This window comes from Nostoc sp. C96 (assembly GCF_059384975.1).
This window is the reverse complement of sequence record NZ_CM182020.1, coordinates 473,008-483,485: the sequence shown is the minus strand read 5'-3', so window position 1 is coordinate 483,485 and position 10,478 is coordinate 473,008. Positions and strand designations below refer to the sequence as shown.

Sequence of the window (10,478 nt, the reverse complement as noted above, 5' to 3'; positions counted from 1 at the left end):
AATAAACGTTAAGAAAATTTAGTTAAAAGCTGATCTTTCCTATCCAAATACTAGGCGATCGCATACTTATTGAAAATCATTCATCAATCCACGGGGAAGTGTCAGACTTTACACTTCAATTGACTCAGGAAACTGGCGTTTTAAAGCTGGAAACACGGGACAAGGAGCTTGTTCTTGTAAATTGTCTGGTTTACTCCAAGTAAAAGGTGCTTTTTGCGCCGCAGACATCCATAACAAACGTTTGGCGCGTGTCATCGCCACATAAAGTAAACGATATTCTTCCGCAGTTTTTAAGTGTTTGGCTTGTTCCCAAGCTTGGCTAACATCCGGTATACCCGATTCTCCGTGGAGGGCGGCGCGAATTTGGGCGCGGGCTACTTCTGATAAGGTGAAGTCTCCTAAAAACTGGCTTTGTGGTGGAACCCAAAATCTCCCAGGAATCAAATTCTCATGCAGAAAGGGAATGAAAACATAGTCCCAATCTAACCCTTTGGCTTTGTGCATGGTAATAATAGTCAGTTGATTAGGACGGGTGTAATGTGCTTCTAAATCTTCGGTTTCCACAGGTTCAAAGCGTTCGGAATTGACAATTTCGCTTAAAGCCGCCAGCATTGCACCCATTGAACTACCCCCAGCTATTTGCTGATTGACTCGTTCTGCAAGTTTGTCAGCAGTGGCTAATTCTGCTTGGTCGTAATTCAACGCCAAAGCGAGAAAGGAAATTAATTGGTAAAGTGGTAATTCCAAACGGGCGCGGAGTAAGCTACGACAAAGGTGAGCCGCTTTTTCCGCTGGTTCTGCTTGGGGGGCGGCTAAGGGGCCGGGATATAAAAACTCTTCTGGTAAACTAGCCAGGGCGTTGAGGTCTTGGGTAGGAATTAATTGTCTTTGTACCAATACCTCTAAGGCAGCTTTTAGGTAATCTGGTGAGTGGGGTCGATCGCAAAATTGCAGTAATCCCAATATTTCTTGCGGTACGTGAGAACGGCGATCGCGCTCACCCACATCGTAAAGTGTAATTTTATGCTCTTTGCATACAGGAGCCAGCATCTCTGCTAACCATCGACCTTGACGGTTTTCTCTCACCAACACAGCCGCACGGGTATTTGCTGGGTCTGATGTGAATAATTCCACTACTCTTTTAGCCAATAGTTCGACTGTGTGGTGAATATCACGGGGGGTATATAGTTCCAATCCTTTACCTTCTGGTGCTGGGTTGGCATTTTTTTGCGGGTCATTCGTACTTACTGGGTAAATTGTCTGCGAACGGAAGGGAGAAGAAGTGGTGATATGTGGCGACTTGCGATTTTTAGCACCATAAAAGCTATTCACCCATTCCAGCGCAAAGTTAGCCGCAGCAATAATAATTCTCGTACTGCGCCCAGCTTGATTCATTGTGGCTAATTTTTCCCCGCGATCGCACTCTTCACAAAATTGCCGAAAATAAATTGGATCGGCTGGTGTAAAAGTGGAGTTAATCGCTTGATTCGGATCACCGACTCTGACGAGATTAAGTGCTGAGTGCTGAGTGCTGAGTGCTGAGTGCTGATTGCTGAGTAAAATTTTCTTCCCTTGCTCCCTTGCTCCCCTGCTCCCCTGCTCCTCTGCTTCCTCGGCGGAATCAGTAGCTAATATTTCTAACAGTTTCGTTTGAAGTGGGCTAGAATCTTGGGCTTCGTCTTCAAAGACAGCGAAAACTTGATTTTGTTCGATGCGACGGGCGCTGTGATTTTCTAATACGCGCAGGGCGGCGAGAATCATGTCATCGTAGTCAATGAAGTCGCGCGATCGCATTAAGTTTTGGTATTGTTCGTATAACCCTGCCGCTATGCTTAAAATGGCGTATTGATCTGAGGTTTGCTGACTCCACTGTTCTAGTTGTTCTGGGGATATTCCCGAACTTTTGGCTTCGTGTATGACGGTGGTTGCTAAATCTGGTAAAACTTCTGTTCGCAATACAGATTGACGACGCAATCTTTCTGTTTCTTCGCCGTCAAATTGTTGTCCTTCGAGTAAACAGAAATATTTTTCAGGATTGTTATTAATCCATTGTTCTACTGCTGTGCGAATTAAGCGATGGCTTTGGCTTGGGGTAATTAATGTCAGATTTTCTAATTCTAAACCGGATAAATCAGGATAACGACTGGCAATATTTAACGCCAAGCCATGTAATGTATAGACAGCAAAACCTGTTTGCGGTAATGATAAACCGTCACGGAGATATTGTCGAATTTTCGCTTTAATATTAGCCGCAGCCGAACGTGTAAATGTAACAACTACTAATTGACGGTGAACCGAGGAACGAGACTGCGCCAAACGTTCATACTGACGGGCGATCGCGATCGCCGCCGCTGCCGCCATCCCCGTCGATTTCCCCGCACCCGGAACCGCAGAAACAGCTAATGGCCCAGACTCCCAATCTGCCATTTGTTGTTGTCCCTGGCGTAAGCTGTTGCGGATGGCTAATATTTTTTCGCCCAAAGACAAAACAGCCGATGAATGAGATAATTCCGTTTGGGCAGATTCTAAAGGTACAGTTGCAGTAAAGTTTGTGTCTGACATAGTAAATTTTATACTTTGGGCAGATAGACAACAACTAGCAGATTGATGTTAAGAAAAATCAAGTCTATTAATAATGTGATTTTCTGCCTCCTACCTAGCCCAAAAATAATTATTGATATCTCAACAATATGAACGTAATTATTCAACTACAAAGACGAATAATAGTTTGTATTTATTTACCTTTACTGTAAAAATTTTTCATATCTCAACTAATGATCAATAGCAGAATTTCTCTACATTATGTCAGTTTATTTGGGGCGATCGCCCTCGGTGCTATTTTGCGATTTTGGCATTTAGATTTAAAACCTTTATGGATGGATGAAGTAATTACTTCTATCTTTAGTTTAGGCAAAAACTATCATGATTTGCCATTAGATCTGTTATTTCCCATAGAAAGGGTACAGGAAATTTTTACTTTCCATCCAGGTGTGAGTTGTTCGCAAATAGCCACCAATGTTGATACACAATCAACCCATCCACCCTTATTTTTTTGTGGGATGTACCAGTGGCTAAGTTGGATGACTCCTTTAGGAACAGAGTGGGTGACAAAATTGCGATCGCTTCCTGCTTTATTAGGTGTCGCTACAATCCCGGCGATGTATTACCTAAATCGCCTTGCTTTTTCTCAGTCATCGGGAATTATCGCAGCCTTAGTCATGGCGACTTCGCCCTTTGCTGTCTACCTTTCCCAAGAAGCAAGACACTATACTGCGCCGATGTTCTTGATTGCTTTATCGTTGTTAGGACTAATCCAAATTCAGCAGGATATATTTGAGCGATCGCGTTTCAGATTTTGGGTTTGGCTATTGTGGACTATTATTAATAGCCTTGGGCTTTATGTTCACTATTTTTTTGCTTTAGCATTCATTGCCGAAATTGCTACTTTAATCTTACTAATTTATAAATATAAGTTAAATATTTTAATTATCCACAAAACCTGGTTATTTCTATTTATTTCCATCACTACAGTTTTTATTAGTTTCATTCCCTGGATATTAGGAATATTCAATCATATTCAGCGTAACGAAACAAATTGGTTACCGACTCCTAACTATATTTCACCCTTGTATCAAACTTTGATTAACTGGGTATTAATGGTAATTGCTTTACCTGTAGAACACCAACCTCTTGCAGTAGCCATTCTCGGTGTTTTGATCATGGTAGGATTTTTTATTTGGCTATCTCGACAAATACTTCAAAGTATAAAAATTTTATTATCTAATTCCAAACATAATCTATCGACAACGGCTCTTTTAACTTTTACTATTTTTGTAATTTTAGAATTTTTAATTATTATTTATATTTTTGGTAAAGATATTACTGTTGTTCCCAGATATAACTTTGTTTATTATCCCAGTTTTTGCACCCTGTTAGCAGCAGGGATTAACTCTAGCGTAAAGAAGCCAAAATTAATCCCTGTATTCTTAATTATTAGTATTATTAGTTGTATTTTTGTTGTTAATAATCTAGCTTTTCAAAAGCCTTTTCTACCAGAAAAAGTTGCTCAAAATATGAATTTAGAGCCATCTATTCCAGTTATGCTAGTTACAGGATATGGTAGTTATCAAGATGTGGCACTAGGATTAAGTTTTGTTTTAGCTTTAGAACCACTGAGAGATACCAACAAATTAGATAATTTTGCCTTTATTAATCAAAACTCTAATACCATTTCTTTTTGGCATAAACTCTCACAATTACCTATTCCAGATCAATCTCAGCTAAATTTATGGATAGTCGCCCCTGGCTGGCGACGACGTGATTATCAACAGCAAGTAATTTTATCTGGGCAAACAGTTTGTAATATAGATCCTAAACACCACTATCGGATAGGAATTCCCTATCAACTTTATCGCTGTAGGAAAAAATGATTTAAAACGCAAAGGTAAGCGGAGGTTAGCGCAGAGGTAAACAGCGGTTGTATATGTGTTCTCTGCGCCTCAGTGGTTGCTTATTCGTCAATTAGCCAAGGTTCTTTGGTGACTTCTTCGTCAAAAATTCGCTTCGGACGTACAATGACAATCACTTTCCCCAAAATGGCAATGTCAGGTTCAGTTTCTAACCATTGAATATCTAATTCACCAGCTTGCTCCACGACAAAATAACTAGAAGCATCCCATTGCCTTTGAGCGCGATCAACAACTATTAATACTTCTTCTTGTCTGTTTTTCGGTTGATTGGGGAGGCGATCGCTATTTGCCAAAACCACTACTGGATCTTCTGCATTTAACAGTACTTGCCAACCAGGTAAGGGAACCCAAGCTTGTTCCCCCGCAAACTTGACTATTTGAAATGGTTCACTAGCTGTAATCAGCGGTACAGCCTGTAAATCTTGTGGTGTTAAGGGGAACTTACCCACAACAGGTAGGATGCGCGGGAGTTCATCTTCTGAGTCAAAGCGGTAAAAAGGCAGAAGCGGAGCCGGACGCTTAGGGACGACGGTAAAATCAACCAGCAGTTGTTCTAGTTGCTTCCTGGCTGAGTCGGAGTGAGCAAAACGCAGTCCTTTGGCAATCAAACGCGATCGCTCGGCCAAATCAGAATTTTGCCGAGCTAATTTCCATGCTTGGTAAGCCACTGCATCCCCGACATTATCCGAAAACCCATCTGGTAAATTGCGTAACCAAGAGTAATCTTTAATTGCTTTGGCGACTTCTCTCGCCCCATCTAAATCGACTTTGTGAATAAAAGTTAATTCTGCCGCCGCCGCCCGTTCTTCGTGGTTAAGCAAGCGTAATTCATATAAAACATCACTGCCTCGTATAGAGTAGTGCGATCGCGTCGCTTCTGATGCTCCAAATTTTTCTAGAGAATTGTAAACTTGAGCGCCAACCATTACCTGATTTTGTTGAATTGGCTCAAATCCAGTTGCTTCAAAAATTTCTTGAGGATTATGTCCAGACTTTTGCAAAGTAGCGATCGCAGTTCCCCATTCTACCCAATTACCTTGTTTTTGCCTTAGCTTACGCAGTAACTCCTGTGCATTGTCGTTGCCAGTGGTGTCAGGGTTGTGGGCGTTGGGTGGTAAGTCAGTCATAATCTGGAGTAGCGGCTTGAACTAGAGAAAAGTACCGATACCTGATCGGCAAGTCTTATTCTAATCTTTAACAGCGAACTATCTATCACTCTACCGTCAAACAAAATTATAGGTTATCAATAGTACACACAAGTTCTCCATTGGAACTGATCAGTACCTTCACGCAAGGCTTACGCACCATATATCAACTAAGCTTGGTGTGGAATATAACAATATAGTGAATTATTTACAGGAATTATCTCATGGATAATCCCACGCTTGAAATAAATACAAGTCGTCGGCAAACAGCTACTTTAGAAAGAGCAAAAAAACTCAAAATATTGGTGGTCGATGATGAACCAGATAATCTCGATTTGCTTTATCGGACTTTTCGGCGCGACTTTCATGTTTTAAAAGCTGATAGCGGTATCAATGCCTTAGAAGTTTTGGCAACGGAAGGAGAAGTAGCAGTTATTATCTCCGATCAGCGAATGCCAGAAATGAAAGGCACGGAGTTTCTGAGCAAAACTGTGCCGCAGTTTCCCGATACAGTCAGGATTATCCTCACTGGCTTTACTGATATTGAAGATTTAGTAGAAGCAATTAATGCGGGACAAGTCTACAAATATATCACCAAGCCTTGGGATCCAGGAGAACTAAAGGCGGTAGTCCAAAGAGCTGCAGAAACCTATGACTTGTTAAAGCAACGTACAGAAGAATTACGCCGCGCTAATGCTCAAATGGCGTTATTGTCTGTGTTAGTACAAGTCACCCAAGCCACAGATACTTTAGAGTCAATTCTCGAACCAATAGCTACAGCCTTTAGTGATAGTTTCGCTGCTGAGGGCTGTATTTTGCATCTGGTAGAAGGAAATGAATTAGCTAAGGTTCAAGGTTCCTATAGCCGTACTGCTACTACTGTCAACTGGCTAGATAAAGACCCCTTGGTAAGTGAAGCGATCGCTACAGGAAAAGTCCAAACCGCTTTAAATGTGGCTAAAGAGCCTAAACTTGCTGATATATCACACTATCAAGATACAGGTGTCCAAGCACATTTAGTTATTCCAATTACCTACCGCAATGGTATGTTAGGTGTGTTGTCACTCCAATGGCAACAACCTTGCTCTTTGCGAGAAGATGAACTGAACCTGATTAATTTATCGGCTCAATTAGTAGCGATCGCCCTTACTAGCAGTCGTTGCTATCAAGGGCAAATTTAGTCAAGCGTCCATAGTCCATAGTCCAGAGTGAGGTTATGTTGACTCTTGACTATTGACCATTGACTTTTGACTATTCACCAATGACTAATGAAATTCGCGCCATTTTCGACAGTATTGCTCCTGTATATGACCAGCTAAATAATTGGTTGAGTCTGGGACAACACCTGATATGGAAGGAAATGGCGATTAAATGGAGTGGTGCTAAACCCGGCGACACTTGTATCGATTTGTGTTGTGGTAGTGGTGATTTAGCTTTGCGTTTAGCAAGGCGTGTCGGCAACACAGGACAAGTGTATGGCGTAGATTTTTCACCTAACCTACTGGCGACTGCTCAAGAACGCTCTCAACAACAATATCCCCAACCTGCCGTAACTTGGGTAGAAGTTGATGTTCTCAATTTGCCTTTTGAGGATAACCAATTTGATGCGGCGACAATGGGTTATGGGTTAAGAAATGTGACGGATATTCCCCAAAGCCTGAGAGAGATTCACCGGGTGCTAAAGCCAGGTGCTAAGGCTGCAATTTTAGACTTTCATCGACCGAATAATCCGCAGTTACGAGCTTTTCAACAATGGTACTTGGATTCTATGGTTGTACCAATGGCTGAAAATCTGGGATTAAAAGAACAGTATGCCTACATTAGCCCCAGCTTAGATCGTTTCCCTAGAGGAGATGAACAAAAAGAACTAGCCCTGCAAGCTGGTTTTGCATCAGTTACACACTACCCCATTGTGAACGGTATGATGGGAGTACTGGTAGTCAGTAAATTTTAGATGAGAGATGAGAAATTTGGCATTGGCTCTGCTGGCAAAGAAGCACAAGTCGTCCAGAAATTAACATCTTTGTCTAAATTTTCACATTCAAAATTGGCAAGTCCAAAATCCTGTGGATTGGTCTCATCTTTGGCTTTATGTCTCTCCCCCGATATTGGGCGGGGTAATTGGCTATTTCACAAATGATATAGCCATCAAAATGTTATTTCGTCCCTACCGAGCAATTTATATTGGTGGACGACGAATGCCTTTCACACCTGGTTTGATTCCTCGCAACCAGGAACGTTTGGCTAAAAATATTTCGAGTACTATCATGGGGTCGCTGCTCACCCCAGATGAATTGCAAAATCTGGCACGGCGCTTGTTACAAACAGAGCGAGTCCAATCAGCTATTTTGTGGTTGTTACGTTTGGCAATTGACCAAATAAAAGCAGATAAAGACCAAAAAAGTGCCAAAATTGTGGCAGGAATTTTGCGTGATTTGTTAGGCGAATCTTTACCACGATTGTTAAAAGTTTTAGCAAGGCGGGAAGACTTTTTAGAAGCACAAATCAATCAAATTTTTGATCAAATCCTGCTAGATTTACAACTAACGGATGAACAAGCTACGCGTTTAGCTGATTGGTTATTGCAGACAGTTTTACCTCCAGATGTGTTGCGTCAGGCAATAATTGATTTTTTAACCGATCGCACAATTCAAATTATCGATGAAAGCTTCCGCGAAAAAACTAGCGGTACTTATTGGGTAGTAGCTAATTTGTTTGGCTTACGCAATACCCTCACCCGACTGAGAACTTTTTGCTTGGATGAGAAAGAAGCGACTAATGCTCGTTTGCAAGAATTAACCCAAGATTTGCAAGTGCGCGATCGCCTGAAAAAAATTCTGCAAAATTTATCATTACAAAACTTACCAATTGGTACAGTCAGACAGTTACGTAAAACCACCCGCGAAACTGTCCGTCAATATATTCAAACTAGTGGTAGTGATTTATTACAAGGATTCACTGATTCTGTGAATTGGGAAAATATTGCTACACTGCTGCTAAATCGGCTGAGTGCTTCACCTGTTGTCAGTTCTTCTCTAGAAGTTGTCAGCTTAGAATTAGCTTTGATTTTAGAACGTTATTTAGAAAAAGATTTAGAAGCGATTGTGGCGCAAGTGATTCCTATCTTGTCAATCGACCAAGTAATTATTGACCGAGTAAAATCAACTTCTCCCGCTGATTTAGAAGCAGCAATTGAGGGGATTGTCAAAAATGAATTACAGGCGATCGTAACTTTAGGAGGAGTATTAGGTTTTGTGGTCGGTTTATTCCAAACAGTATTTTTAATCTTGAGTCAGCAGTGAATACCTGTTGAATAAAGAATACCCAACAAACTAAAGCTATCAATTTATGTATTGATTAGTTAGGTTAAGATTTATCAATTACTGTAAGAGATGAAGATAACTCTTCTTCTTCAAATGTATCTGAATATAGCTTTTTAGTAAAAATTTTCAGAAAGTCTTTGACTGCAACTTCTTTGACACGAATTCCATCAACATCATATAATTCCCTGCTGTAATTCTGAGTAATTATCCATACTTGACGATTTTTACCCTGAATTTGCAAAGTTTTTTTCCTAGAACCACCATCAGTTAATCGAACATCAATTGTTAGTTGAGAATTTTTTAATTTATTCACATAATTCTCAATTTGTTCTTTCTTATAATCTTCAAACTTATCTCTAAGAGTACAGTCATACATAACTGCTAGACTCCCAATAATAAAAAAACCATCTGCTCTACCAGCTTGATTTTTTTTGTCATATTGATATAAATTATGGATGCCAAGCAGCCGAAGAATCATAAATACGTAATCCTCAAACTCTCCTGCATCTGAAATTGACAAACTATTACTCAAGTATGAACTAATTTTGTCTTTCATACCTTTGACATCATTAGAATCTTCTGTTTTACTTTGAGGTCTAGGTTTTGGTGTCAATCGGATGTTTTCTTGAAATAGGCAAACTTCTACAGCTACTTTTTCTCTTGAGCCATCTCTTCTTCTCCACTCATTAGTATTAAATTGAACTAAGTCACCGATTTTCAAATCTTCAATATTTATATCAATTAACTTATCTCCAAAAAAAAGTATTTCACCCTCATGTCCTGATATTCGTATATTGGGAATGATATATCCATACGGTGCTTTACCTTCTTTAATACTGATACTCCTAATTTTGCCTGTGAATTTCATACTGTATAACTGCTATTACCTGTGTGTTTACCAATCATAGGATTCCCTAGAAAATAAAATTTATAACAGTTGCTAGTTTATGCGCTCGCCTAACTCAAAATTTGGGCTAAATCCAGAATAAACCCTGGCAAAATATCTTCTCCACTCAAGCTAGTCGGAGATTGTAAAACCTTAACTTCTTGCCCTAATTGGTAAATTTCTACCCGTTGATTTTGCGGATCAATCAGCCAACCTAGACGCACACCATTCTCAATGTATTCTTGCATTTTGCGTTGTAGTATTTGCAGGCTGTCTGTAGCAGAGCGCAACTCTACCACAAAATCGGGAGCCATAGGTAAAAACTTGGCAGGATCGGGATTTAAAGCGGTGATTCTTTCCTTTTTTACCCAAGCCGCATCGGGAGAGCGTGTTGCACAATTAGGCAGAATGAAAGCTGTGGAAGAATCAAACACTAAGCCGGTACCATCAATATCTGCCCAGTTACTCAACCTTTGGTTTAAACGGCTATTGCGATTTCCACTTTCCCATCCTGTGGGCGGCATAATAATTATTTCTCCTTGGGCTGATCCGTTCAAAACGTAAGTCTCGATTATTTTGACAAATTTCAAAAAACTGATCGTCTGTTAACTCAATAGTGGGGCTGAGGTTGAGAATCAAAGCAGTCATATTTGTT

General features: G+C 40.4%; 7 protein-coding genes and 1 pseudogene. 4 read left to right on the top strand and 4 right to left on the bottom strand.

The genetic code is table 11. The annotated features are described in order from the left end of the window. Positions 1-108: 108 nt before the first annotated feature. Positions 109-2,562, bottom strand: coding sequence for an ATP-dependent helicase (locus AC504W_RS02085; RefSeq protein ID WP_494875986.1), 2,454 nt, complete (start codon positions 2,560-2,562; stop codon positions 109-111). A 212-nt stretch (positions 2,563-2,774) separates the two neighbouring features. Between AC504W_RS02085 and AC504W_RS02080 the strand changes: the two genes are divergently transcribed. Then, the gene (locus AC504W_RS02080) at positions 2,775-4,430 is read left to right on the top strand and encodes a glycosyltransferase family 39 protein (protein WP_494875983.1); all 1,656 of its coding nucleotides are present in this window, start codon (positions 2,775-2,777) and stop codon (positions 4,428-4,430) included. An 80-nt stretch (positions 4,431-4,510) separates the two neighbouring features. On the opposite strand, the gene AC504W_RS02075 is transcribed toward AC504W_RS02080, so the two are convergent. Further along, the gene (locus AC504W_RS02075; protein ID WP_494875982.1) at positions 4,511-5,596 is read right to left on the bottom strand and encodes a RuBisCO accumulation factor 1; all 1,086 of its coding nucleotides are present in this window, start codon (positions 5,594-5,596) and stop codon (positions 4,511-4,513) included. A gap of 242 nt (positions 5,597-5,838) precedes the next feature. On the opposite strand from AC504W_RS02075, the gene AC504W_RS02070 reads away from it, so the two are divergent. The 3 genes from AC504W_RS02070 (at position 5,839) to AC504W_RS02060 (ending at position 8,916) form a co-directional block, all read left to right on the top strand. After that, entirely contained in the window at positions 5,839-6,795 is a 957-nt protein-coding gene (locus AC504W_RS02070) for a response regulator (protein ID WP_494875981.1), read from the top strand. Positions 6,796-6,875: 80 nt separating this feature from the next. After that, on the top strand, positions 6,876-7,568 hold the full coding sequence (gene ubiE / locus AC504W_RS02065; protein ID WP_494875979.1) for a bifunctional demethylmenaquinone methyltransferase/2-methoxy-6-polyprenyl-1,4-benzoquinol methylase UbiE: 693 nt from the start codon (positions 6,876-6,878) through the stop codon (positions 7,566-7,568). Positions 7,569-7,680: 112 nt separating this feature from the next. After that, positions 7,681-8,916: a DUF445 domain-containing protein gene (locus tag AC504W_RS02060; protein ID WP_096584435.1), complete on the top strand. Its 1,236-nt coding sequence runs from the start codon at positions 7,681-7,683 to the stop codon at positions 8,914-8,916. Positions 8,917-8,980: 64 nt separating this feature from the next. On the opposite strand, the gene AC504W_RS02055 is transcribed toward AC504W_RS02060, so the two are convergent. Both AC504W_RS02055 and AC504W_RS02050 read right to left on the bottom strand, forming a co-directional pair. Beyond that, positions 8,981-9,805, bottom strand: a complete 825-nt coding sequence (locus AC504W_RS02055; RefSeq protein WP_494875977.1) for a hypothetical protein — start codon at positions 9,803-9,805, stop codon at positions 8,981-8,983. A gap of 89 nt (positions 9,806-9,894) precedes the next feature. Next, positions 9,895-10,471: pseudogene (locus tag AC504W_RS02050) on the bottom strand (Uma2 family endonuclease). Positions 10,472-10,478: the final 7 nt, after the last annotated feature.